Source organism: Dyella sp. 333MFSha (genome assembly GCF_900102405.1).
GTDB lineage: Bacteria > Pseudomonadota > Gammaproteobacteria > Xanthomonadales > Rhodanobacteraceae > Luteibacter > Luteibacter mycovicinus.
Window position 1 is genome coordinate 1,061,415 of sequence record NZ_FNBR01000002.1, and the last position, 23,335, is coordinate 1,084,749.

The window sequence follows — 23,335 nt, forward strand, 5'->3', positions numbered from 1 at the left end:
GGAAACCTCGCGGTACCATATATTAGAGTCGTTGTCCCGATCCCTCCCGAAAGCCCGTCACGCCAGTGACCCGAAGGTGCGCATCGCGCGTCCCTGATGGCCCGCGTCGTCCTTTCCCGAACGGGACGGCGCCACCCCATTTCCCTTCCATCGGGTCACTTATTCCATCCTCGGGCGTGTCATGAAGAAATCACTGGCGTCGGGCCTCAGGGTCGCGACAGGCGTTGTGTTCGTGCTGCTTGGCCTTGCCAGCGGCATCGGTGGCGGCATCCTTGCCGGCTACGGCGGCTCCCTTTACTACCTGATCATGGGCGTCGCCGCACTGGTGTGCGCCGTGCTCATCTTCGCGCGGCGTCGCGAAGTACTCGCGTTGTTCGCAGTCATGCTGGCGGGGAGCCTGATCTGGTCGGTCTGCGAAGTCCGCCTCGACTGGTGGCAGCTGCTGCCGCGCATGGACCTATGGTTCGCGCTGGGTGTCTGGCTGCTGCTGCCCTTCATCGTTGGCGGCCTGACCAGGGGCGCGAGCCTGCGTGCCGGTCGTATCGGCCTTGCCGTGGCGATGGTGGCGACCGTGGCGGTCGGTATCGCGTCGGCATTCACCAATTACACCGATCTGTCAGGTGTCGCGGCAGGTGAGCCGATGGCTGGCCAGGGACCGGACCCGGCCTCGCAGGCAGCGAAGGACTGGCGCGCCTATGGCTCGACCGGCGAAGGCACGCGCTACGCGCCGGCCACGCAGATCACGCCCGAGAACGTGGCCAACCTGAAACCCGCATGGACGTTCCATACCGGCGACTTCAAGGGCCCGGACGACCCGGTGGAAATCGCCAACGAGGTCACCCCGCTCAAGGTCAACGGCAAGCTGTACATCTGCACGCCGCACAACATCGTCATTGCGCTCGACCCGGACACCGGCAAGGAGCTGTGGCGCTTCGATCCGAAGATCAATCGCGACGCATCGACTTATCAGCACATGATCTGCCGTGGCGTCAGCTACTGGGACGTGCACGATGAGGTCGCCGCCGACGCCGCCGGTGACACCACCGCGCCGGGCACGCCCGCCGATGTGGCCGGCTCGCCGGAATCGATCGAATGCCCGCGCCGCATCTTCGCGCCGACGATGGACGCCACGATGATCGCGCTGAACGCCGACACCGGCGAGCTGTGCAAGTCGTTCGGCGAGAACGGCGTCATCGGCCTGACCCACGGCATGAGCATGAAGAAGCGCGGCTTCCTGATGCCGACCTCGCCGCCCACGGTGTCCGCCCACGTGCTGGTGGTCGCCGCGAGCGTCACGGACAACGCGTCAACGAACGAGCCCTCCGGCGTGATTCGTGGCTACGACACCATCACCGGCAAGCTGGTCTGGAACTGGGATGCCTCGCGTCCGGACGAGACCACTCCGCTGCCGGAAGGCCAGACCTACGTGCCCAACTCGCCGAATTCGTGGGGCGTATCCAGCGTCGACGAGAAGCTCGGCATGGTCTACATCCCGATGGGTAACGAGACGCCCGATACCTGGGGCGGCAAGCGCAACCCGTATGGCGAGAAGTACAATAGCGCCATCGTCGCGCTCGACCTGGCGACGGGTAAGGTGCGCTGGGTCTACCAGACCGTGCATCACGATATCTGGGACATGGACATCGGTGGTCAGCCGTCGCTGGTCGATATCGATACGCCGAACGGCAAGGTGCCCTCGGTGGTCGCCACGACCAAGCGCGGCGACATCTACGTGATCGATCGTCGTGACGGCAAGCTCGTTGTGCCGGCACCCGAGCGTCCCGTGCCGCAGGATAACGTCGCCGCGGGTGATCACGTGTCGCCGACGCAGCCGTTCTCGGCGCTGACCTTCCTGCCCGACCGCAACATCACCGAAGCGGACATGTGGGGCACGAATCCGATCGACCAGATGATGTGCCGCATCACCTTCAAGTCCCGTCGTTACGAAGGTCCGTTCACGCCGCAGACCGCCGGCCGTGGCGCGATCATTTCCCCGGGACCGCTCGGTATCTTCGAGTGGGGCGGCGCGACGATCGACCCGGTGCGCCAGCTGATGATCCTCAACCCGGATTACATGGGCTTCCTCGAGCGCCTGGTACCGCGTGCCGAAGCCGATGCGGAAGCCGGTGGCACCAAAGGCAACGAGATGGGTCTGCAGATGCAGACCGGCGCCCCGTTCGCGGTGGAGATCAAGGCCTTCCTGTCGCCGCTCGGCTTCCCGTGCCAGGCGCCGCCGTGGGGCTATGTGGCCGCGGTCGACCTGCGCACCATGAAGAAGGTCTGGATGCACAAGAACGGTACGACGCGTGACAGCGCCCCGGTGCCGATCGCGTTGCCGCTGGGTGTTCCGAGCCTGGGTGGCATGGTTACCACCGGTGGTGGCGTCGCCTTCCTCGGCAGCACGCTCGACTACTACCTGCGCGCGTTCGACGTGCGTGACGGCAAGCTGCTGTGGGAAGGTCGTCTGCCGTTCGGCGGCCAGGCCACCCCGATGAGCTACGTCTCGGATACCACCGGTCGTCAGTACGTGGTGGTGATGGCCGGTGGCCATGGCTCGCTGGGCACGAAGATGGGTGACACGCTGGTGGCGTTCGCGCTGCCGGAAAACACGGCCGGCGCCAAGCCCGCGCCGTCGAAGTAAGCTCGCGACGGTCGGGGCCACCGGGCCCCGACCGCCGTCTCACGACGACCGATAGCGGATAGTCACGCGCCAGCCGTAGCCCGCACCGATCGGATCAGTCGGCGGGCTTCAGAAGCCCCCGCCGCGCCACTCCCCAAGAAACTGGCCCATCTGGGTGCCCGTCGTGTCCTCACCGTCGAAGCCGGCCGTTGCCAGCGCCAGGGCGAAGTAACCCAGCGATGATTTCACCTTTTCGTTGCTCAGACGGTAATGCTCTTTCAGCGCCGCATCGATGCAATCGTCGAGGTAACCGACAGCCGTCTGGACAGGGCCTTTATGGCGCCCGTGGTTGCTGTAAATCCCCTCTTCGATGGCGAGGTGTATGGCACGGCGATCGTTACGATAGCCTTCGACCTCTTCGGCCGTTGCCGCGGTTGCCGTCGTGGCCGCTTTCTTGAGCTCTTCACCGGCGTGCGCAAGTCCGGCCGTGGGTTTGCCTCCCCAATAACCCAGCAGGTTCTCCAACATGTTCGTTTCTCCTCGATGGTAAGTGGACCGGCATCTGTCACGCGCCGGCATGACCATCGTGTCCATCCGTCTGTCGGAGGACTATCGGGAAAAGACTGAATCTGAAAAAGCACGGCGCTGTGATGGACCGTGTTTTGGGGAATGCGCGGGAAGCGGGTGAAGCGTGGGGCTACGCATTCCGCCTGACGGTGAAGACGCACCAACGCCCGGCGCCCGCGCGATCAATGGGCGCTCTGCAGGCCCTTGAGCAACGCTTCGTGGAAACGCTCCGGCTCCTGCATCTGCGGCGCGTGCCCCGCGTCGGGAAACTCGACGAGCGTCGCGTGGGGCATCGCGGCCACGGCCTCTTTCGCGAGCTTCGGGTAATTACCGAGTGTGGGCCGCACGTCGGCCGGCGCGAAATCCTTCGCGATGGCGGTGACGTCCTTGTCGCCAATCATGAGCAGCGTGCGCGGCTGGAGGCGCGGAAGCTCGTAGACGACTGGCTCATTGAAAATCATGTCGTAGAGCAGCGCCGAGTTCCAGGCGACGAGGTCGCGTTGCGGCCCCCGGTACATGCCGGCAAGCATCTGCACGGAGGCCTCGTATTCGGGCTTCCACTGACCGGCGAAGTAGGTCGTTTTCTCGTAATTCCGGATACGATCGGCCGTCGTCTTCAGTTCGCGGTCGTACCACTGGTCCACGGACACCGGCGGTACGCCCTTGGCGCGCCAGTCTTCCAGACCGATGGGATCGACGAGCACGAGCTGCTCGACCTGATCGGGATAAATCAGCGCGTAGCGAATGCCCAGCATGCCGCCGGTCGAGTGACCCATGACGACGGCTTTGTCGATGTGCAGCGACTTCAGCAGGTCGTTCGTGTTGTGTGCGAGTTGCTGGAAGGTGAACTGATAGCTTTGCGGTTTGGATGATTTGCAGAAACCGATCTGATCCACGGCGATCACGCGATAGCCGGCGTGCGAGAGCACGTCGATGGTCGGAGCCCACGTGGCGGCACAGTAATTCTTGCCGTGAAGCAGGACGACCGTACGGCCGTTGGCCTTAGATCCCTTCGGGGCGACGTCCATATAGGCCATCTGCACGTCCTGACGCTGCGACGTGAAGCGGAACTGCGCGACAGGGTACGGATAATCGAAGCCCTGGAGTTCGCTGCCGTATACCGGGCCGTCTTCGGCGTGAAGCGACGGCGCCAGTACAAGGAGGGCCAGTGCGAGCGCGGTGACGACGGGACGTACGGGCGTGTTGCGATCGGTCTCATTCATGAAGCTAGCGTGCCATGAGAAGGGTGAAGGGCGCGACCGTCTCTTCCTGCCAGGAGGTGGTAGGCGCCTCATCGGTAGGCCCGATACCCGGGGCATCAGTCTGACCCGGGTTTCGACGGTTGCACGACGTCCCACGTCGCGCCCTCGTACGACGTTCCAGCGTCGGCCACCGCGAGAAGTAGCCTGCCCAGTTCGGTGCGGGAGACGCTTTGTCCCATACCCAGTTTTTTCGTCGACGCGCGAGAGAGCGTATGGGTTCCCTCAGCCAGCGCGTCGCTGAGGCGAGGCGCGCGCACGATGATGAAAGGCATGCCTGAGCGCCTCAAGGCTTCCTCCCGTTCGAGGATGTTGGCGCGCATACCGGGCTTCACCGTGTTCAACAGCTGCCATACCCACGACGATCGATTGGCACCGATGACCGATAGAAGTATGAAACGCCGGGCCCCACGCTTCAGGGCGGCTTCCATGGCGTGGACGCATCCATCGACCATCACGTGCCGGATGTCGCCTCTGGGCTTTCTGAATCCGTGGATGTCGACCGTAAAGAAGACCGTGTCGAGTTGCTCCGGCAACGCGATCTCAAGGGACTCGCGGTCACGCACGTCCGCGGCCACCGGCGCAACGTTGATGCTGGCTTCCATGGGACGCCGCGAAATGGCGGTGACGTGATCGCCACGTGCTGCCAGCCGTTGCGTGATGGCAAGACCGGTTCCGCTACTGGCTCCCACGACAGCGTAGCGTTTCATGCCGTCGCTCCCAGGCTGCGCAGCAACTCGTCATGTATGCCGGGCGTGCTGGCCACGAAACCACGCGAGCCGAGTCGCCAGCGACGTCCCTCCTCGTCGGTGACGAGACCTCCCGCTTCACGTACCAGAAGTGCGCCAGCGGCCAGCCCTGAAGCCACACCGGCATACTGCCAGAAGGCATCGAGTCTGCCCGAAGCGAGATCCAGGAGCTCGATCGTGGAGGGGACCGATGCTCGCACCAGAAGCGATGCGGTCAGCATGCGATGGAAGCTGTGCGCGGCGATGGCAAGCGTCTCCGCTGCCTCGAATGGCTGCGCCTGCGCCGTTGCGGCGATGGATGCCGTGAGTTCCTCCTTACCCGATACATGCAACGAGCGCTCACCGTCCGTCGCGCCCTCCCCGGCGACAGCCGTGAACAGCGAGCCGGACCGCGGGACATGCACCGCGGCCAGGACAGGCTCCCGGCCGCGAACCAGACAGGCGGTGACAGCCCACTCCTCCCGTCCGTGCACGTGGTTGATATTGCCCTCGACGGCGTCGATCACCCAGCCATAGGTGTCCTCGCTCACAGGCAAGGGAGCATCATCGGCGAGCAGAGTACTTCCCGGCACCGCGGCCAGAAGGGCCGACTCGAGCGGCCCCTTCACCGCGAGCTCGTTGTCCGCCATAGCTTGCAGGAAGCCTGCCGCCGTAGAGGGTCGGGCATCGGCGCTAAAGCGATCGAGAAGAGCGACACCTGCCCTCTGCAGGGCGGCGCACGTGATGGTCATCAAGGATTCGGATAGCGACATAGGAAGGTTTCATGCACTGCGGAGTAGACCTTATGATGTGAGTCATCGCTCACCTTCTCTACTCGCATTCCCGATGCCAAAGCATGCTCGCGACGCGTCGTCACAGCCCCGGAAAAAACCGCTTCAGGCGCGTTCCATCGTCACGGTCACGGCCATTCTCGACGCGGCGGCTCACATTCTGGAGTCAGCCGGGCCGTCGGCGTACTCGACCAACGCGGTGGCTGAGCGCGCCGGAGTAAGCATCGGGTCGCTGTACCAGTACTTTCCTACGAAGGACGCCGTCACGCGTGCGCTGATCGAGAGGGAAAGCCGTGCACTGTTCGCTGACCTGAGTCATGCCGTCTCGAAGGCGCATGGCGCGGAGGCGCTGAGGGCGATGATCGCCGTCGCCGTGCACCACCAGCTACGCCGGCCGTTGCTCGGCAGAATCCTCGATTTCGAGGAGGCCCGCCTCCCCATGCATCACGATATGGCGGCAGCGGGAAACGACGCGAGAGACCTGATCGTGCGCTGTCTCGGGGAGATGGGGGTCGAATCAGGCGATGCCGTCCAGCAAGCGGGCGACGTCATGTCGATCGCCAGAGGGATGGTCGATGGAGCTGGCCAGCGAAGCGAGATCGACGAAGCGGCGCTGAGGCCGCGGGTCGAGGCCGCAGTTTTCGGCTATCTGCGCGAGATGTCACGTATTCGTAGCCCGGGCGACGAACGGAACTGACCTCGCATCGGGGGAACGAGGCCGCGTCATATTCCCTCCGGGAGGACTTTTATGGTGCGTGTAAAATGCACGCAACAGGAGGCACGCCATGCCCACCACGAAGAAAGTGCCGGACATCCATATCGCCGGAGATCTGAAGGACCTCCATCGCTCCCTGATCTCGATCGTCAGTGTCATGAACCGGCCGCGAAACGACGAGCGGCTTATCGCCGAAGCGGGCGTACGGCTCGACCAGGCCCTGTTTCGTCTGCTCGTGGTGATCGAACGAGTCGGACCGATCGGCGTGGTCGATCTTGCGGACCGGCTGGGTCGCGACTACACCACGATCAGTCGACAGGTCAGCAAGCTGGAGCGCATGGAGCTGGTCATCCGAAACGAGAATGCGCAGGACCGGCGGATGCGGGAGGCCGTCGTGTCGGCGAAGGGCAAGGCGGTCACCGATCAGCTGGATCTGGCAAGAGAGCGCATGGGGCGTGAGATCTTCAAGGATTGGCCCTCTGACGATATCTCGGACCTGGTCCGCCTGATGCGCAGGTTTGCCGATGCGCTGGAAAGGGCGACAGAGGGTTAGCGCGCATTCGTCATGCGCAGACTCTCGCAGGAATTCCCCGCTACGATTTTCTGCTGACAGTTTCTGACACACCGCGGTGATATTCCTTGATGGGCGCACCTCCCGCGCCATCTCAAAGGAACAACCATGGCTTCGCTGTCGCAACCTGCGTTAGAGGCCTTCTTTGCCGAGAACGACGAATCGCCGGTCGTCATGTTGAATCTCATCCGGTTCGAGCCCGAGGGCGGCCGGGAGAGATACCTCGAGTACCTCGGTATGGCCAAGCCGATCCTCGCTCGATTCGGCGCAAAGATCGTGTTCGGCGGGGATGGTTTGTCCGTGCTCAGCGAAGGGCAAACTCAGGGATGGGATGCCGTCGTGCTGGTTCAGTATCCGCGACGGTCGGCGTTTCAGACGATGGTCGCCGATCCGGATTACCAGGTTGCGTTCAAGGTTGGCGTATCGGCCATTGCCGATATCGTTCTGCAGCCTCTGAAGGCTATCGAGGGTATCGTCTGATTCTCTTCCGATAGGCCAATCGAAGAGTGCAATTGCCCGTCGAACGCCTCGGCGATCTTAGAACAGATCGCCCTGCGGCGAATGAATCCTCGGCGGCACAAACTTCGAGGTATCGAGCACCGTATCCCACGCCCGGTGCAGCCCCGCTTTTCTCGATGCCACCTGCACCCGCTTGCGGATGATGTCCGCGAACACCCCCTGCCCCCGCATACGCGTCGCAAAGTTCGAGTCGTAATCCTTTCCGCCATTCATCTGCTGAATCAGGCTGATGATGTGCGATGCGCGATCTGGATAGTGCAGCTCCAGCCATTCGCGGAAAAGTTGTTTGAGCTCATGCGGCAGACGCACGCAGGTATAGCCGATAGATCGTGCGCCAGCCACACCGGCCTGCTCGATGATCGCCTCAACGTCGCGCTCATTAAGCGCAGGGATAATCGGCGCGACCAGCACGCCCACCGGCACACCTGCCTTACTCAAGGTTTCCACCGCCTTCATCCTCCGGTGCGGCGCGCTCGCCCGCGGTTCCAGCTTGGACGCCAGCTTGTTGTCCAGCGAGTTGATCGAGATGAAGACCTGCACGAGATTTCGTTCCGCCATCGGTACGAGGATGTCCAGGTCGCGTTCGATCAACGCGTTCTTGGTCACGATCGTGCACGGATGGTTGCACTCGTTGAGTAGCGCGAGCGCCGCACGCGTGAGCCGCCACTTCTTTTCGATCGGCTGGTACGGATCGGTGTTGCTACCGATGTTGATCGGCTGGCAGGTGTAGTTTTTACGCGCCAGTTCGTCGCGAAGCACTTCCTCGAGGTTGGTCTTGGCGAAGAGCTTGGTCTCGAAGTCGAGGCCGGCCGACAGGTTGAGGTAACCGTGGGAGGGTCGGGCGTAGCAATAGATGCACCCATGCTCGCAACCGCGATACGGATTGGTCGCCCGATCGAAACCCACGTCGGGTGAGTCGTTGCGCGAGATGACGCTCCGGGCCAGTTCCTCGCGAACTTCGGTGGCGGGGCGGCGGTCCTCGTCCTCCCGATGCCAGCCGTCGTCCTCGGCCTGGTACCGAGTGGATTCGAAGCGGCCCTCCGGGTTCGAAGCGGCGCCGCGGCCCTTGTGCTGGCGGATTATGGGGATGGGTGTGGACATGCATACAAATGTACGCAATTCGTGTCTCAGGGACTGCGATATTGGGGCGACGGCCTGACTGCTCGGGCGGCGCGCCGATCCTGATCGGTAGTCGCAACCTTCTCGTGACTTAATGGCGGATCGGAAGGGCGTCGATGGGCGTTTCCTCAAGGGTAACCTCGGATACCTGTCCCGCTAGAAGGATCCGGCATGCGTCAGTGGATTATGGTTCTCGCCCTCGTCATGGCGCTCCCCGCGCACGCCGAGCTCACGCCGGAGCAGAAGCAGGCCCAGCAGAAGACGATCGATAAGGATCTGAAGCGCATGAAGTACACCGGCCAGGAGACGCGCCGGCTTCAGGCGTCGATCCCGAACGGGACGCCCGGGCAGAAGCACGAGTACGGCAAGCTCGTGAAGCAACGCGACCAGCAGGCCGCGGGTACGCCATGGGATCCCGCGCGTTACCAGACGTTTCCGCCGTCCGAGACCTCCAGCGTTGAGGCACCGCGAGAGACCTGGCATCCGCCGGGGAATGCGGAGATTCCGTATACGTCGGCAGGCAGGAGCCCGGCTGTGACGAAAGGCCTCGAAGCAAACCGCGTTGCTTGCAACTCCAGCAGTGCCGGGTCGGATGATGCGGTGTGTCAGGCGTTGTCGACGCGCTCGCAGTTCTAAGGTGGACGTGGCGAGCCGGATGAGCTTCTGCGACACGACACCGATTAATGTTAATCTGTTCCGACTTATTAATAATCTGATTATCGCATGCCGCATCCGATCAAGCTCGACGCCCTTCGGGATCTCGTGTCCAGTGGCGCAGTAAAGACCGCAACGATCCTAGGGGAGAAGGGGGGCTTTACAGTGCATGCCGACGCGGGAAGCAGCGAGCGCGTACTGACCAATCGCGCGGGTCAGGTAAAAATGTTTGCCACGACCGATACCGCAGTGCGTGAACTCGCACGTGCCGGACTTTCGTCTTTTCTTGTGGATATTTCTCAGTATCAGAAGGGCTTGCTCCGCGCTCCGCGCACTGACGTTTCCGATCGCGCAAAACGCGCATCCGAAGCGCTTGAGCACGAACGCTGGTTCCGGGCGAAGGTGGACGAGGCATTGCAACAAGAGGAACAAGGCGTCGCGACGTGGCATGAGCATGCCGATGTCTGGGAGGATGTAAAGAAGGCGACGGCTGCGATGGTTGCAAAGCGAAACCTGGAGCCGGTGGTAGCATCGTCTCCCAGGATCGCGAAGACGCGTGGACGCAAAAAAGGAATTTAAGCTTGCTCATCTACATGGGGCTCGCCGTAAAGGACCTCATCAGGGCTGCTGCCCACATCGTATCGACTGGCCATCCCGATCCGGACGCCTACCTCAACGGTATCCGCGACCGCATCGAAACGATGTACGCGATCAAGAACCCGGGCGTGATCTGACGGCGCGAAGGGACGGTAGAGTGGATGCTCAATCCACCGTCTTATGTCGCGGTGCTTAAGTGGGCCGGTCCAGATGCCAAAATCTATCGTGTACTTCCGACGGCGCGAATGAAGAAACCTCGGCCACAAATCGGTATCGGCTGCGTGCGCCGTCCCCAGGATCAGCGACGACGCGTCTCCGGCGGCGCATCGTAAGTTACCGACTTCAATCCCTCGACCGATCGCATCGCATCCGCCAACGTCGCCAGCTGCTCGCGACGTACCGGCTTCGCAAAGAGAATCGTCACCACGTCATCGCCGTCCGGCTCGCGACGCAGGATCGTTTTCGCAAACGGAAGGTGCTGCTCTGCCAGCACAGTTTCGCAGGCGGACAACGCATTGGTCCCACTCAACCGTGCTGTAAGCCGCGGACGCGTCTTCCGCTTGCCGGTGAGCTTGCGCTCGAGCGGCTTCAGCAACGCCAGGATGATCCAGATGATCGCCGTCGCCAGAACGGCGGCGACGTAAAGCCCGCTGCCGGCGGCGAGGCCGACGGATGCGACGGCCCACAGGCTTGCCGCTGTCGTCAGACCACGGACGATCTGGTCGCGTTCGACGAAGAGGATGGTGCCCGCACCCAGGAAGCCGACGCCGCTGATGACCTGCGCGGCGATGCGCGAGGGGTCGAGAACGACGTGTTCCTGGTTGATGACGTCGGAGAAGCCGAAGGCGGAGACGATGATCGCGAGAGCGGCGCCCACGCCGACCAGCATGTGGGTGCGCAGGCCGGCGGTCCATTCGAGGCGACCGCGGTTCACGCCGATGATGCCGCTGAGGATGGCGGCGGTGCTCAGGCGGAGGAGGAGGTCTAGCGGGTTCATCACGACACTATCGCGTGTCGGGGATCAATGAGCTGTGAGATGGGGGTTTTGCAAAGCACTGGCCCCGGTCATCGTGGACCGGGGCCAGGTTGCTTTCGTCAGCGGGGCTGGCTCCTGCAGGCGCGCGCGGCGCGTTCGGGCTCAGTCCTGGAGAGGCGCGTCTTTGGTTTCACGGACGAAGAAGAGGCCGATGACGAAGGTCATCAGGGCGACCGCGACCGGATACCAGAGGCCGTAGTAGATGTCGCCTTTCCACGCGACCAGCATGAAGCCGATCGTGGGGACGAATCCGCCGAACCAGCCGTTGCCGATGTGATAGGGAAGGCTCATCGAGGTGTAACGGATGCGTGTCGGGAACATCTCCACCAGCCAGGCGGCGATCGGGCCGTAGACCATCGTGACGTAGAGCACGAGGATCGCCAGCAACAACACCAGCATGGGGTAGTTCGATTGCGCGGGGTCGGCTTTCTCGGGATAACCCGCGGCTTTGACCTGCACGCCGATCTTCGCGGTGAAGTCCTTGTTCTGCGCGGTGAACGTCGCCTTGTCGAGCGAACCGCCCTCGAACGACTCGATGACCTCGTCGCCGATCTTCACCGTCGCCAGCGTGCCGACCGGTGCGGCCGCGTTGGTGTATGGAATACCTTTCTTGGCCAGCACGCTCTTGGCGACATCGCACGAACTGGTGAAGGTCTTCTTGCCGACCGGGTCGAACTGGAACGTGCAGGCATCCGGATCGGCCGTGACAACGACCGGTGCGGCAGCGGCAGCCGCTTCGACAGCGGGATTGCCGAAGTGCGTCAGGCCCCGGAAGATCGGGAACATCGTCAGCGCGGCGATCAGGCAACCGGCAAGCACGACGGGTTTGCGGCCTACTTTGTCGGATAGCCAGCCGAAGAACACGAAGAACGGTGTACCGATGAGCAGCGCGGCCGCGATCAGCAGGTTCGCCGTCGTGCCGTCGATCTTCAGGCTCTGGGTCAGGAAGTACAGCGAGTAGAACTGTCCCGTGTACCAGACGACCGCCTGCCCCGCCGTCGCGCCGAGCAGCGCGAGGATCACGAGACGAAGGTTCTTCCACTGTCCGAACGCTTCGGTCAGTGGGGCCTTGGACTGTTTGCCCTCGGCCTTCATCTGCTGGAACACCGGCGACTCGTGCAGCTGCAGCCGGATGTAGACGGACACGCCGACGAGCACGGCGGAAATCAGGAACGGAATGCGCCAGCCCCAGGCTTCGAACGCTTCGGTGCCGAGCCCGAGACGCGTGCCGAGGATCACGAGCAGCGAAAGGAACAGACCGAACGTCGCCGTGATCTGGATGAAACTCGTGTACAGACCACGCTTTCCGTCGGGTGCGTGTTCGGCCACATAGGTGGCCGCGCCGCCGTACTCGCCACCGAGCGCCAGACCCTGGAGAAGGCGTAGCAGAATCAACAGCACGGGCGCGGCGACACCGATCGTCGAATAGCCGGGCAACACACCGACCAGGAAGGTCGACGTGCCCATGATGATGATGGTGACCAGGAACGTGTACTTGCGACCGATGAGATCGCCGATGCGACCGAAAACGATCGCACCGAACGGGCGGACGGCAAAGCCGGCCGCGAACGCAAGCAGCGCGAAGATGAACTGGCTGGTCTCGTTCAACCCGGTGAAGAACTGCTTGCCGATGAGCGCGGCGAGCGAGCCGTAAAGATAGAAGTCATACCATTCGAAAACGGTGCCCAGGCTGGACGCGAGTATCACGCGCTTGTGGCTGGTTCCGATGGTGCCGTCAGCCCTCAGGCCGCTTGCGGTAGTCGCCATGTCGGTCTCCGATCAGAACCGGTAATTGCCGTTGAGCGTGAACTCGTTGCCGGCGGTCTTCTGCCGGCCGAGGCCGTTCGCCGTGGTCGAGTCGAGGTTGGCGTGGATCCACTCCACACTGAAATCGAACGGGCCCGTGGTGTATTGCAGGCTCGCCGCCTTCTGTCGGTTCTTCAGCAAGCCCGGCGTATTGGCGGCACGCCAGCGGAGCACGTCGTCCTTGTCCGGCTTGCTCACCGAGGCGAACGCGTAGACCGTCCAGTGCGTGTCGAACTTGTAACCCGCCTGCAGGTAGCCGCCCTTGTCCTTGATGTCGCCGAACTGCGAGAGGTCGCCGAACAGTTCGCCGATCGCGTTGCCGGTATAGACCACGCTCTTGAAGATGAACTGACCCGGTGTCCACATACCGCCGACTTCGACAGCCGTGCTCTTGAGGCTGCTCTTGATCGGCGTCGGAGTCAGGCCGTCGACACCGTGCAGGTCGACCTTGCTGTAGTGACCGGCGGTGAAGACCTGCCAGTTGCTGCCTTTCGCGGTGAGGCGCGCCTCGATCTGCGGCTTGAAGCCCGCGTTGCCCGCGGTCTGATAGTTCGTCGTCGCCGTCGCGCCAGGACCATTCCAGCTGCCCTGCAACACAGCCATGTCGAAGCGCCACCTGGTGCCTTCCGACCCGTGATTGAGGTCCTGCATCCAGACGACGCCCGGGAAACGCCAGCCGATCACGCCGCTGCCATAGCCGAGCGGAAACGCGATATGCGAGAGCGACTGGGGGATGTAATCGAGCGGGAACATCAGGTCCCACATCTGGCCGATGCGGAACGTCGTGCCGGCGTTCGCGTTGGTGATGTCCATGTAGGCCTGACGCATCCGCAGTTCCGGCTGCGATCCGGCGTAGGCGCCGGTGCCGTTGAAGCCGCCGAAGAAATCCATCTCGATGCGGCCGCTGCCAGCCCAGTTTTCGTTGAACTTCGCGCCAGTGAGGTCCAGCCAGAAGCGGGTGTTGCGCACATCGACGCCGCTGACCCGGCCGTCGGCGCGGTTGGCTCCGCCGGCGGGAATCGGATACTCCGAGTTGGCGCCGTTACCATAGGTGTACGCCTTGTTCTGCGTGAAAGCACTGGCGTTGATGAAGCCATGCAGCGCGAGCGATACCCCCGGTGCGGTACCTGTCGTAAAGGCCGGTTTGGCAGGCACCGTGGCCACGACCTTCTCGACCTTCGTTACCTTCTCTTCGGTCTGTTGTGACTGGACCTGGGCGGCCTGCGCCGTCGTGGTGGCCTCGGAGGTCGCGGCTTTCTGCTCCTGGATCATCGCCTTGAGCTCGGCGAGCTGCTGCTCGAGCTGGTTCACCCGGGACTCGAGCTGGGCTTCGCGACTCGTGGTTTTCTTCGACCTGGTTTGCGCGTGGGCGAGGTCGGGAACGACCGCCATCGGCAGCATCAAGGCACAGGCGACACTCAGGGCGATGGCCTTGCGGCCACCGGAACGGTTCGTCTTCATCATGGTCTCCCCAACCATTGGCAGGGCGAGCATGTGGCAGGCCCATCACGCGTGCCATTGGCCAAAGGTCGAACCTCGACCAAAGTCGTAGCCGCTTCGCAGCTTTATGTTGCGCCGCGAGGCTAAACTTCGGGCATAGCCACTACGCCATCGTCTCCAGGAGCATGCATGTCCGACATCCACCCGGTCGATCCCGCCTTCGCCGCCACCGCGCGCGTCAGCAAGGCCGACTACGACGCCATGTACGCCCGCTCCGTCCAGGATCCACAGGGTTTCTGGAAGCAGATGAGCGAGCGGGTGGAGTGGATCGTGCCGCCGACGAAGATCAAGGATGTCTCGTTCGACCCGGCCGACCTGCATATCCGCTGGTACGAGGATGGGCAGCTCAACGTGGCTGCCAACTGCCTCGACCGTCACCTGGAGGCGCGCGGCGACAAGACCGCCATCATCTTCGAGGGTGACGATCCGAACGAAACGCGTAGCCTCACTTACAAGGAGTTGCACACTGAGGTCTGCAAGTTTGCCAACACGCTGAAGAACCTCGGCGTGGCCAAGGGCGATCGCGTACTGATCTACCTGCCGATGATTCCCGAAGCCGCCGTCGCCATGCTGGCCTGCGCGCGTATCGGTGCGGTGCATTCCGTGGTGTTCGGTGGCTTCTCGCCCGATTCGGTCGCTGCGCGCATCGCGGACTCGGGCGCCAAGCTGGTCGTCACCGCCGACGAGGGTTGCCGGGGTGGCAAGAAGATTCCGCTGAAGGCCAACGTCGACGAATCCCTGACCCGTCCGCGTACCAACAGCGTGGACACCGTGATCGTGGTGCGTCGTACCGGCGGCGCCATCAACATGCAGTCGCCGCGCGATCGCTGGTATCACACGCTGATGGAAGGCCAGTCCGCGGACTGCGCGTATGAGGCGATGAACGCGGAAGATCCGTTGTTCACGCTGTACACGTCGGGTTCCACGGGCCAGCCCAAGGGCGTGCTGCACACCAGTGGTGGCTACCTCGTCTATACGAGCCTGACGCACGAGCTCACCTTCGACCTGCGCGAAGACGATATCTACTGGTGCACCGCCGATGTAGGCTGGATCACGGGGCATAGCTACGTGGTTTACGGCCCGCTGGCCAACGGCGCCACCGTGGTGATGTTCGACGGCGTACCGAACTATCCGGACTTCAGCCGCTTCTGGCAGGTGGTCGACAAGCACAAGGTGACGTTGTTCTACACCGCGCCCACCGCTATCCGCGCGCTGATGCGCGAGGGCGATGCGCCGGTAAAGAAGACCTCACGCAAGAGCCTTCGCGTCCTCGGCACCGTGGGTGAGCCGATCAACCCCGAAGCCTGGAACTGGTACTACCGGGTGGTGGGGGAAGAACGCTGCCCGATCGTCGACACCTGGTGGCAGACGGAGACGGGTGGGTTTCTGATCACGCCGCTACCCGGCGCCACCGCCTTGAAGCCTGGCTCAGCGACCACGCCGTTCTTCGGTATCGTGCCGGCCATCGTAGATGCCGAAGGCAAGCCGCAGGAGGGCGCCGCAAGTGGCAATCTGGTCATCACCGATTCCTGGCCCGGTCAGATGCGCACCGTGTACGGCGATCACCAGCGTTTTGTCGACACGTACTTCAAGACCTACCCGGGCAACTATTTCACGGGTGACGGCGCCCGTCGCGACGAAGACGGGTACTACTGGATCACCGGCCGGGTGGACGACGTGATCAACGTCTCCGGCCACCGGATCGGCACGGCGGAAGTGGAGAGCGCGCTGGTCGCGCATCCCAAGGTGGCCGAGGCGGCCGTGGTCGGTTGCCCGCACGACATCAAGGGCCAGGGCATCTATGCGTTCGTCACCCTCAACGCGGGAGAGAACGGCGACGACTCGCTCGTGAAGGAACTGATCGCCGGCGTCCGCAAGGAGATCGGACCCATCGCCGCACCGGATTATCTGCAATGGGCACCCGGCCTGCCGAAGACGCGCTCGGGCAAGATCATGCGCCGCATTCTGCGCAAGATCGCCGAGAACCAGCCGGATCAGCTCGGCGACGTATCGACCCTGGCCGATCCCGGTGTGGTGAAGAGTCTCGTGGAAGAAAGGCTGATCAAGTAATCCGCATGGCCGATGTCATCATCGCCGACGACCATCCTCTGTTCCGCGACGCCTTACAGCGCGCGGTGCTGGCCGCGTTACCCGACGCCACCGTGCACACGGCCGACAGCGTGCCCGCCTTGTTCGCGGTGATCGAGTCCGTGCCGGATGCGGACCTGTTGCTGATGGATCTGCATATGCCCGGCGCGCGCGGGTATTCCGCGCTCGCGCACATTCGCGGTCAGTATCCGGGCCTGCCCACCATCGTGGTCTCGGGTCATGAGGAAGCGCAGGTCGCGCGTCGTGCGCTTGCGCACGGTGCCTCGGCCTATATTCCGAAGTCCGCGGCGGTCGATCAGATCGTCGAAGCGGTACGCACCGTGCTCGACGGCGACGTGTGGCTGCCTCATCAGCTGGTCGGCGGTAATGTCGAACTAAAGCCTGACGAGGCCGACGTCGCCGCGCGCGTCGCGTCGCTCACGCCACAGCAGTTTCGCGTGCTGAACATGATTGCCGAAGGGTTGCTCAACAAGCAGATCGCTTATGACCTTGGGGTATCCGAGGCGACCGTCAAAGCGCATATGACGGCGATCATGCGCAAGCTCGGCGTATCCAACCGCACGCAGGTCGCTCTGGCGGCGAGTCATCTGGATGTGGAGAAGGAGGCGTTTCCCGGCGCCAATTAAGAGCGTCGCGCGCAGGGCGCGCTGCTACATTTATGTGCATCGCACGCAGGGCGCGCTGCTACCTGTAGGAGCGCGCCTTGCGCGCGATGCTCTTCCATTACGCCGCGTTCGACCCCGCCCGCTTGGCCAATGCAACCAACATGGCCCGTAACGCCGCCGGCCTCACCGGCTTATGCAGCAACGGATAACCCAACGCCCGCGCACGCTGTTTCAACTCGGTGCTCCCGTCCGCCGTCACCATCGCCGCCGGCGGCATCGGTGCGACTTTCGTTCCGATCAGGCGTAACGCCTCGAGCCCATCCATGTCGTCGCTGAGATGGTAGTCCGCGAGAATCAGATCCACATGCGTTCTCGACAGGATATCGAGTGCCGTCGGCAAGTCGATCGCCACACGACAATCCACACCCCAGCGACCGAGCAACGCCTGCATCCCGTCCAGGATCGTCTCGTCGTTGTCGAGGCACAATACCGTCAATGGCAGCTGCTCACCGCCGCCAGGCCGCGCCATTGCCGGTGCGCGCTTACGCGACACCGACGCCGTGCGCGGTACCGTGATGCTGAAGCAGCTACCGCGTCCGACGCGCGAGCGCAGTCCCAGCGGATGCTCGAGAATGCCGGCGAGGCGATCGCAGATCGACAGGCCGAGGCCCAGTCCTTTCTCACCCCAGGGCGACGGTCGCTCGAGGCGCTGGAACTCACCGAAGATGCGTGCCTGCTGTTCTTCCGCGATGCCTGGGCCACTGTCCCAGACCTCGATGCGAAGATGTTGTCCGACATGGCGGACGCCGAGCAGTACGCCACCCGAACGCGTATAGCGGAGTCCGTTGGACAGGAAATTCGCGACGATACGGCGCAGGAGCTGTGCATCGGATCGCACGGACAACGACGAAGGAACCACTCGCAGCGTGAGTCCACGCTGTTCGGCCACGACGGCGAACTGCTGTTTCAGTGAGTCGAACAGATCGGCCAGTGCGAACGGAACGACCTCGGGGCGGTAGCTGCCCGCATCCAGCCGCGACACATCCAGTAGCGCGTCGAGGAGATCTTCGGCGGCACGGAACGACGCGTCGATGCGTTCGGCCAGTCCGGCCGCTTCACCATCCAGGCCAGGGTGTTGTCGCAATGCGGAGGTGAAGAGACGCGCGGCGTTCAATGGCTGCAACAGATCGTGACTCGCGGCCGCGAGGAAACGTGTCTTCGACGCGTTCGCCGCTTCCGCATCGCGACGCGCCATCGCGGTGGCGTTGAGCGCTTCGGACAGCTCGGCCGTACGGTCTTCGACACGCTGTTCCAGTGTCTCGTTCGCGTCGATCAGCGCCTGTTCGACCGACTTGTACGCGGTGACGTCCGTGAAGGTGGTAACGAATCCGCCGCCCGGTAACGCGCGTCCACGCATCTCGATGACGGTGCCATCGGGACGCACGCGTGAGAACACATGCGGTGAGCCCGCGCGCATATAGCGGATTCGTTTGGCGACGTGTTCGTCCACCTCGCCCGGTCCGCACTCGCCCAGCTCGGCGTTCCAGCGAATGAGATCGGCGACGGGAAGGCCGACGTACACCATCCCGTCCGGGTAGTCGAACAGTTCCACGTAGCGGCGATTCCACGCGACCAGGCGCATGTCGCCGTCGACCACGCTGATTCCTTGCGAGACGTTTTCCAGCGTGGTAGCTAACAGCTCGCGGTTGAAACGCAACTCCTGCGATGCCTCGTCGAGCAGCGCCATCGCTTCGGCGATATCCAGGCCGGTACCGGAGAGGGCGCCCATGAGAATGCGGCGCGCGCTGGCGGCGCCGACGGCGCTGGCTAACAATCGCTCCGTGAACTGAATCAGTGGTCGATCGGCGGCGTCCGACGGGGTGAGGGTGACACCGTGGCGCTCACCGTACTCGTGGAAGGCACGTGCGGTGACGCGCTCGCCGACGATGCGACCGGCGATCGTGCCGAGGTCGCGAACGGTGACGCGGCCGCGCCAGTCGCCCGCGCCACCGACGCTGCGCACGAACGGGTCCACGAAGAGCGCCGCATGCAGGCGTTCCGCCACGCTGGGTCGAAAACGCAGCGAGATGAAGACGAGGCAGCCGACGTTGATCAGTAACGACCAGAACGTGCCGTGCGTCACCGGCTCCCATCCGGTCAGGTGGAAGAGCTCCGTCGGCTTCAGCCAGGCGATGCCGAACGGGCCTTCTTCCATCCACGGCGTGCCAAGCCAGCCGGCACGGGTCATCGCCGGTAGCAGCAGCGTATAAGCCCAGACGACGAAGCCGGCGAGCAGGCCCACCTGCACACCCATGCGGCTGGCACCACGCCAGTAAAGTGCCGAAACGATCGCGGGAGCGAACTGGGCGACGGCCGCGAACGACAGCAGGCCGGTAGCGGCGAGGTTCTCCGCGTCGGCGATGATCCGATAATAGATGTACGCGAGCGCCGCCAGGCCAACGATCGCGATGCGACGGATCAGCAACACGGTGTTCGACAGATCGCCACGTTCCTCCAGGTCGAGACGACGAATGCGCAACAGCGCGGGCATGACCAGATCGTTGCTGATCATCGTCGCGAGGGCGACGGCGGCGACGATGACCATGCCGGTCGCCGCGGAGAAGCCGCCAACGAAAGCAAGCAGCGCCATGCCGCTATCGCCCAGCGCCAGGGGAAGATTCAGCACCCACGCATCGAGGTGACCACCCCTGACCTGACTCACGCCCATGCCGGCACTGACGATGGGAAGCACGGCCGCGGAGATAAGGATCATGTAGATCGGGAACAGCCATCGTGCACGGCGCAGGTCGCGTGGATCTTCGCATTCGACCACGCCGATCTGGAATTGACGGGGCAGGCAGAACATCGCGCAGAAGGCGAGCAGGGTCTGTGCGACAAACCCGGGCGGCAGGCTGCCTTTCTCGATCTGGAGCACCGGCGCGCGAAGCGTTTCCTGCAATCCGGGACCATGCATGCAGGCATAGATGCCGATGGCGACGAAGGCCAGCAGTTTGACCAGCGACTCCACCGCGACGGCGAGCATCATGCCGTGGTGGTGCTCCGTGGCGTCGATGTTGCGCGTACCGAAGAGGATCGCAAAGACCGCGAGGAGGGCGGCACACCATAACGCGGTGTCGCCGAACCACCATGCCGAGTTACCGGCACCGAGCACGGCAAACGACATCGCCACGGCTTTGAACTGCAGCGCGATGTACGGAATGATCGCGATGACAGCGATGATGGCGACGAGCGCCGCGAGGCCGTGCGACTTGCCGAAGCGCGCGGCGATGAAATCGGCGATCGACGTGATGTTGCGCTCGCGCGCCACGAGGACGAGGCGCTGCAGCAGGCCGAATCCGAAGACGAACAGCAACAGAGGACCGAGATAGATCGGCAGATAGGACAAGCCCGATCGCGCCGCCGTGCCGACCGCGCCATAGAACGTCCACGACGAACAGTAAACGGCGAGCGCCAGGCTGTAGACCAGCGGACGCACACGGGGCTGACGGGGATACAGCGGCCGCCGGTCACCGACGTACGCGATGACGAACAGCAGCCCCACATACAGAAGGGCGACCAGCAGCAGAAGCCAGCCTGCGATCACGAATGGTGCTCCCCGGTTTGCACAGGTCGATTCTAGGGGTTTGCGGCAACCGTTGCAGGACTTGCCCGAACGCCCGATACGAAGCAGCATCGTCGGCATGACGTCGCCACTCTCCGTTCCTCCGTTGCACGACGATGAGATCCATATCTGGCATGGGTCGTGGGCCGGGGGTGCCGGCGAGACGCATTTCGCCGAACTCCTCGCGGCGTACGCCGGACCAGCCGCTCCTCGTATCGCGCGCGCTGAACACGGCAAGCCGTATTTCCCGGCTCCCTTCGACACCCTTGGTTTCAGCTGGTCGCACAGCGGTGACGTCGCCGTTCTGGCGGTCGGAAGGGGGCCTGCCGGTTTTCAGGTCGGCGTCGACATCGAGACGATCCGGCCCCGCGCCCGGGCGCTCGAGCTGTCGCGTCGTTTTTTCGCGGCCAGCGAGACCGCTTGGCTGGAGACGCTGCCTTCAGCGAACCGGCTGGCCGCCTTCCTCGCGCTGTGGACAGCCAAGGAAGCCGTGCTCAAGGCCCACGGCGGCGGCCTTTCCTACGGCCTGCATCGCGTGGCCTTTGAGATCGAGGGCAGCCGTGCGCGCCCCACGGACTTCGACGGCGAAATCGCGCCGGCGGAAGCCTGGCAGGTGCATCCGCTACAGCTCGTCGACGGAACGGTTGCCGCGACGGCATGGCGCGCTGGTGAACGCTCGGTCCGCGTCTTCACATCTTCGCTTTGAACCTTTTCCCCGCGAGCCGTGTCTCAGTTACGTGTGTGTGCGTGACCGTGGAGTGCGCCACAGGGATGTGGCGAGTTATGCTGGGAAGACAGTCATTACGCACGTCGCAATGGTGGCGTGCGTTTTTTTTGGACGGTCGATGACACTACTCAGCGTAAACCTGAACAAGATCGCCGTGCTGCGCAACTCGCGCGGCGGCAACGAGCCCGATATCGCCACCGCGGCGCATACCTGCATCGAAGCGGGGTGTGGCGGCATCACCGTGCATCCGCGGCCGGACATGCGCCATGTCACGCCAGCCGATGTCCGTGTCATAGCGGGTCTGTTGCGCGGACGCGTGGAATACAACATCGAAGGCAATCCGTTTGCCGGCGCACGCGGCGCTTATCCCGGTCTTCTGGAACTCGCCCGGGAAGTGCGGCCGAACCAGGTCACGCTCGTACCCGATGGCGACGGTCAGATCACCTCGGATCACGGCTTCGATCTGACGAAAGACATCGACACGCTCAAGCCCATCGTCGCGGCGTTTCGCGAGATCGGTTGCCGTGTCAGCGTCTTCGTCGACGCGGGGGGTGAGGGCTTTGCCGAAGCGGCGGCCATCGGTGTGCAGCGCATCGAACTCTATACCGGGCCATATGCCGAGGCATTTGCCGAGGGTGATGCGCGCAAGGAGCTGGCTGCGTTTTCCGACACCGCACGACGTGCGCAGCAGGCAGGCCTTGCCGTCAATGCGGGTCACGATCTGAGCCAGGCAAACCTGGGCACGTTCAAATCGGCGATTCCCGGCCTGGCCGAGGTGTCGATCGGGCACGCGCTGATCGGTGAGGCGTTGTATCAGGGGCTTACCAATACGGTGAAGGCTTATCTCGAGATCTTGTCCTGAGGCGGCTGGAATCGCCAGCAGGGCTGGCTGCTACAGGAGCAAAAAAAACCCCGCCGAATGGCGGGGTTTTTCGTCTAACCGGACAGACCGTGGATCAGTTCGAGTTAACGAAACCGATCTTGGTCAGGCCCTGGCCCTTAGCGTCGGAAAGCACGCGAGCCACGACCTCGTACTGTGCCGCGTCGTCCGCGTCGATCTGCAATTCCGGCTGGTTCGACTGCGTGGCGATCACCGCGATCTGGGCCTTGAGGCCAAGCTCGTCAACCGGCGTATCGTTCCAGTACAGCGAGCCATCCTGGCGAATCTGCAGCCGGACGGGATCCGGCGGATTCTCTGGGTTCTGCACGTTCGGGTTCGGCTGCGGAAGATCGATTTTGATCTTATGCGACAGCATCGGCGCCGTAATCATGAAGATGATGAGCAGAACCAGCATGACGTCGACGAGCGGCGTCACGTTGATGTCCGCCATGGGACCACCAGAGTTGCCTGAGCTGAATGCCATGTTCGTTACTCCTTGCCGGTCGACATGAAGCCGACGTGGACCATACCGGCTTCCTTGGCATCGCCAAGGATCTTCTTCACCACCTTATATTCGGTGGTGCGGTCCGCACGGATCTGGAGTTCCGGCTGCGGCGACTTCGCCGCCGCAACCGCGAACTGAGCCTTCAGTTCAGCCTCGCTGACTTCACCGTCATTGAGGAAGTACGTACCGTCCGGCTTGACCGCGAGATCCATCGGTTCGACCGGGGTGTCATCCTTAACGTTCGGATTAGCCTTCGGCAGATCGATCTGGACCTTATGGGACATCAGGGGCGCCGTGATCATGAAGATGATCAGCAGAACCAGCATCACGTCGACGAGCGGCGTGACGTTGATATCTGACATCGGACCGCCGCTGTTGCCACCGCTGGACATAGCCATGGGTCAG

At 63.4% G+C, this 23,335-nt stretch carries 22 protein-coding genes; 11 read left to right on the top strand and 11 right to left on the bottom strand.

Going from position 1 to position 23,335, the window contains the following annotated elements; genetic code table 11:
- The first annotated feature begins 181 nt into the window (after positions 1 to 181).
- Entirely contained in the window at positions 182 to 2,641 is a 2,460-nt protein-coding gene (locus BLT40_RS12050) for a membrane-bound PQQ-dependent dehydrogenase, glucose/quinate/shikimate family (protein ID WP_090353385.1), read from the top strand.
- Positions 2,642 to 2,749: 108 nt separating this feature from the next.
- On the opposite strand, the gene BLT40_RS12055 is transcribed toward BLT40_RS12050, so the two are convergent.
- The 4 genes from BLT40_RS12055 to BLT40_RS12070 form a co-directional block, all read right to left on the bottom strand.
- Positions 2,750 to 3,148 carry a hypothetical protein gene (locus BLT40_RS12055; RefSeq protein ID WP_079521161.1) on the bottom strand — a complete coding sequence of 133 codons (399 nt, stop codon included), beginning with the start codon at positions 3,146 to 3,148 and terminating at the stop codon, positions 2,750 to 2,752.
- 221 nt (positions 3,149 to 3,369) lie between these two features.
- Positions 3,370 to 4,410 (bottom strand): alpha/beta fold hydrolase, encoded by a 1,041-nt coding sequence (locus BLT40_RS12060; protein ID WP_090353387.1) that lies wholly within the window; start codon positions 4,408 to 4,410, stop codon positions 3,370 to 3,372.
- A gap of 95 nt (positions 4,411 to 4,505) precedes the next feature.
- Positions 4,506 to 5,156 (bottom strand): NAD(P)H-binding protein, encoded by a 651-nt coding sequence (locus BLT40_RS12065; protein ID WP_079521159.1) that lies wholly within the window; start codon positions 5,154 to 5,156, stop codon positions 4,506 to 4,508.
- Entirely contained in the window at positions 5,153 to 5,926 is a 774-nt protein-coding gene (locus tag BLT40_RS12070) for an inositol monophosphatase family protein (protein WP_079521158.1), read from the bottom strand. Before BLT40_RS12070 ends, BLT40_RS12065 begins: the two co-directional genes overlap by 4 nt.
- Positions 5,927 to 5,984: 58 nt before the next feature.
- Between BLT40_RS12070 and BLT40_RS12075 the strand changes: the two genes are divergently transcribed.
- The 3 genes from BLT40_RS12075 (at position 5,985) to BLT40_RS12085 (ending at position 7,731) form a co-directional block, all read left to right on the top strand.
- Positions 5,985 to 6,662, top strand: a complete 678-nt coding sequence (locus tag BLT40_RS12075) for a TetR/AcrR family transcriptional regulator (RefSeq protein WP_217699747.1) — start codon at positions 5,985 to 5,987, stop codon at positions 6,660 to 6,662.
- A gap of 88 nt (positions 6,663 to 6,750) precedes the next feature.
- Positions 6,751 to 7,233, top strand: coding sequence for a MarR family winged helix-turn-helix transcriptional regulator (locus BLT40_RS12080; protein ID WP_079521156.1), 483 nt, complete (start codon positions 6,751 to 6,753; stop codon positions 7,231 to 7,233).
- 126 nt (positions 7,234 to 7,359) lie between these two features.
- Positions 7,360 to 7,731, top strand: coding sequence for a DUF1330 domain-containing protein (locus BLT40_RS12085; RefSeq protein WP_079521155.1), 372 nt, complete (start codon positions 7,360 to 7,362; stop codon positions 7,729 to 7,731).
- A gap of 57 nt (positions 7,732 to 7,788) precedes the next feature.
- Here the strand turns inward: BLT40_RS12085 and BLT40_RS12090 are convergent, their stop codons facing one another.
- Positions 7,789 to 8,871, bottom strand: a complete 1,083-nt coding sequence (locus BLT40_RS12090; protein ID WP_090353389.1) for a PA0069 family radical SAM protein — start codon at positions 8,869 to 8,871, stop codon at positions 7,789 to 7,791.
- Positions 8,872 to 9,060: 189 nt separating this feature from the next.
- Between BLT40_RS12090 and BLT40_RS12095 the strand changes: the two genes are divergently transcribed.
- From BLT40_RS12095 to BLT40_RS20315, 3 genes are all read left to right on the top strand, one after another.
- The gene (locus BLT40_RS12095; RefSeq protein WP_090353392.1) at positions 9,061 to 9,525 is read left to right on the top strand and encodes a hypothetical protein; all 465 of its coding nucleotides are present in this window, start codon (positions 9,061 to 9,063) and stop codon (positions 9,523 to 9,525) included.
- An 87-nt stretch (positions 9,526 to 9,612) separates the two neighbouring features.
- The gene (locus BLT40_RS12100) at positions 9,613 to 10,122 is read left to right on the top strand and encodes a hypothetical protein (RefSeq protein WP_051943136.1); all 510 of its coding nucleotides are present in this window, start codon (positions 9,613 to 9,615) and stop codon (positions 10,120 to 10,122) included.
- A 2-nt stretch (positions 10,123 to 10,124) separates the two neighbouring features.
- Complete coding sequence (locus BLT40_RS20315; RefSeq protein WP_176809162.1) at positions 10,125 to 10,277, top strand: hypothetical protein; 153 nt, start codon at positions 10,125 to 10,127, stop codon at positions 10,275 to 10,277.
- Between the two features lie 161 nt (positions 10,278 to 10,438).
- Here BLT40_RS20315 and BLT40_RS12105 read toward each other — a convergent pair whose 3' ends face one another.
- From BLT40_RS12105 to BLT40_RS12115, 3 genes are all read right to left on the bottom strand, one after another.
- Positions 10,439 to 11,137, bottom strand: coding sequence for an MgtC/SapB family protein (locus BLT40_RS12105; RefSeq protein WP_218124552.1), 699 nt, complete (start codon positions 11,135 to 11,137; stop codon positions 10,439 to 10,441).
- A 141-nt stretch (positions 11,138 to 11,278) separates the two neighbouring features.
- Positions 11,279 to 12,943, bottom strand: coding sequence for an MFS transporter (locus BLT40_RS12110; RefSeq protein WP_090353399.1), 1,665 nt, complete (start codon positions 12,941 to 12,943; stop codon positions 11,279 to 11,281).
- Positions 12,944 to 12,955: 12 nt separating this feature from the next.
- Complete coding sequence (locus tag BLT40_RS12115) at positions 12,956 to 14,443, bottom strand: porin family protein (protein WP_043698548.1); 1,488 nt, start codon at positions 14,441 to 14,443, stop codon at positions 12,956 to 12,958.
- Between the two features lie 168 nt (positions 14,444 to 14,611).
- Between BLT40_RS12115 and acs the strand changes: the two genes are divergently transcribed.
- Entirely contained in the window at positions 14,612 to 16,552 is a 1,941-nt protein-coding gene (acs, locus tag BLT40_RS12120; RefSeq protein ID WP_090353402.1) for an acetate--CoA ligase, read from the top strand.
- A gap of 5 nt (positions 16,553 to 16,557) precedes the next feature.
- Positions 16,558 to 17,217: a response regulator transcription factor gene (locus BLT40_RS12125; RefSeq protein WP_090353405.1), complete on the top strand. Its 660-nt coding sequence runs from the start codon at positions 16,558 to 16,560 to the stop codon at positions 17,215 to 17,217.
- Between the two features lie 97 nt (positions 17,218 to 17,314).
- On the opposite strand, the gene BLT40_RS12130 is transcribed toward BLT40_RS12125, so the two are convergent.
- Positions 17,315 to 20,800 (bottom strand): hybrid sensor histidine kinase/response regulator, encoded by a 3,486-nt coding sequence (locus BLT40_RS12130; RefSeq protein WP_218124553.1) that lies wholly within the window; start codon positions 20,798 to 20,800, stop codon positions 17,315 to 17,317.
- Between the two features lie 124 nt (positions 20,801 to 20,924).
- On the opposite strand from BLT40_RS12130, the gene BLT40_RS12135 reads away from it, so the two are divergent.
- Together BLT40_RS12135 and BLT40_RS12140 are read left to right on the top strand one after the other, a co-directional pair.
- Positions 20,925 to 21,524, top strand: a complete 600-nt coding sequence (locus BLT40_RS12135; protein WP_176809163.1) for a 4'-phosphopantetheinyl transferase family protein — start codon at positions 20,925 to 20,927, stop codon at positions 21,522 to 21,524.
- Positions 21,525 to 21,663: 139 nt separating this feature from the next.
- Positions 21,664 to 22,407: a pyridoxine 5'-phosphate synthase gene (locus BLT40_RS12140; RefSeq protein WP_090353407.1), complete on the top strand. Its 744-nt coding sequence runs from the start codon at positions 21,664 to 21,666 to the stop codon at positions 22,405 to 22,407.
- 94 nt (positions 22,408 to 22,501) lie between these two features.
- On the opposite strand, the gene BLT40_RS12145 is transcribed toward BLT40_RS12140, so the two are convergent.
- Complete coding sequence (locus BLT40_RS12145; RefSeq protein ID WP_036109046.1) at positions 22,502 to 22,909, bottom strand: ExbD/TolR family protein; 408 nt, start codon at positions 22,907 to 22,909, stop codon at positions 22,502 to 22,504.
- Positions 22,910 to 22,914: 5 nt separating this feature from the next.
- Positions 22,915 to 23,328: an ExbD/TolR family protein gene (locus BLT40_RS12150; RefSeq protein ID WP_036109042.1), complete on the bottom strand. Its 414-nt coding sequence runs from the start codon at positions 23,326 to 23,328 to the stop codon at positions 22,915 to 22,917.
- Between the last annotated feature and the right edge of the window lie 7 nt (positions 23,329 to 23,335).

Excerpts from the sequence above, each read along its gene's own strand:
- BLT40_RS12050 (WP_090353385.1), top strand. The coding sequence starts at position 182 with ATGAAGAAATCACTGGCGTCGGGCCTCAGGGTCGCGACAGGCGTTGTG.
- BLT40_RS12055 (WP_079521161.1), bottom strand. The coding sequence starts at position 3,148 with ATGTTGGAGAACCTGCTGGGTTATTGGGGAGGCAAACCCACGGCCGGA.
- BLT40_RS12060 (WP_090353387.1), bottom strand. The coding sequence starts at position 4,410 with ATGAATGAGACCGATCGCAACACGCCCGTACGTCCCGTCGTCACCGCG.
- BLT40_RS12065 (WP_079521159.1), bottom strand. The coding sequence starts at position 5,156 with ATGAAACGCTACGCTGTCGTGGGAGCCAGTAGCGGAACCGGTCTTGCC.
- BLT40_RS12070 (WP_079521158.1), bottom strand. The coding sequence starts at position 5,926 with ATGACCATCACGTGCGCCGCCCTGCAGAGGGCAGGTGTCGCTCTTCTC.
- BLT40_RS12080 (WP_079521156.1), top strand. The coding sequence starts at position 6,751 with ATGCCCACCACGAAGAAAGTGCCGGACATCCATATCGCCGGAGATCTG.
- BLT40_RS12085 (WP_079521155.1), top strand. The coding sequence starts at position 7,360 with ATGGCTTCGCTGTCGCAACCTGCGTTAGAGGCCTTCTTTGCCGAGAAC.
- BLT40_RS12090 (WP_090353389.1), bottom strand. The coding sequence starts at position 8,871 with ATGTCCACACCCATCCCCATAATCCGCCAGCACAAGGGCCGCGGCGCC.
- BLT40_RS12095 (WP_090353392.1), top strand. The coding sequence starts at position 9,061 with ATGCGTCAGTGGATTATGGTTCTCGCCCTCGTCATGGCGCTCCCCGCG.
- BLT40_RS12100 (WP_051943136.1), top strand. The coding sequence starts at position 9,613 with ATGCCGCATCCGATCAAGCTCGACGCCCTTCGGGATCTCGTGTCCAGT.
- BLT40_RS12105 (WP_218124552.1), bottom strand. The coding sequence starts at position 11,137 with ATGAACCCGCTAGACCTCCTCCTCCGCCTGAGCACCGCCGCCATCCTC.
- BLT40_RS12110 (WP_090353399.1), bottom strand. The coding sequence starts at position 12,943 with ATGGCGACTACCGCAAGCGGCCTGAGGGCTGACGGCACCATCGGAACC.
- BLT40_RS12115 (WP_043698548.1), bottom strand. The coding sequence starts at position 14,443 with ATGAAGACGAACCGTTCCGGTGGCCGCAAGGCCATCGCCCTGAGTGTC.
- acs (WP_090353402.1), top strand. The coding sequence starts at position 14,612 with ATGTCCGACATCCACCCGGTCGATCCCGCCTTCGCCGCCACCGCGCGC.
- BLT40_RS12125 (WP_090353405.1), top strand. The coding sequence starts at position 16,558 with ATGGCCGATGTCATCATCGCCGACGACCATCCTCTGTTCCGCGACGCC.
- BLT40_RS12140 (WP_090353407.1), top strand. The coding sequence starts at position 21,664 with ATGACACTACTCAGCGTAAACCTGAACAAGATCGCCGTGCTGCGCAAC.
- BLT40_RS12145 (WP_036109046.1), bottom strand. The coding sequence starts at position 22,909 with ATGGCATTCAGCTCAGGCAACTCTGGTGGTCCCATGGCGGACATCAAC.
- BLT40_RS12150 (WP_036109042.1), bottom strand. The coding sequence starts at position 23,328 with ATGGCTATGTCCAGCGGTGGCAACAGCGGCGGTCCGATGTCAGATATC.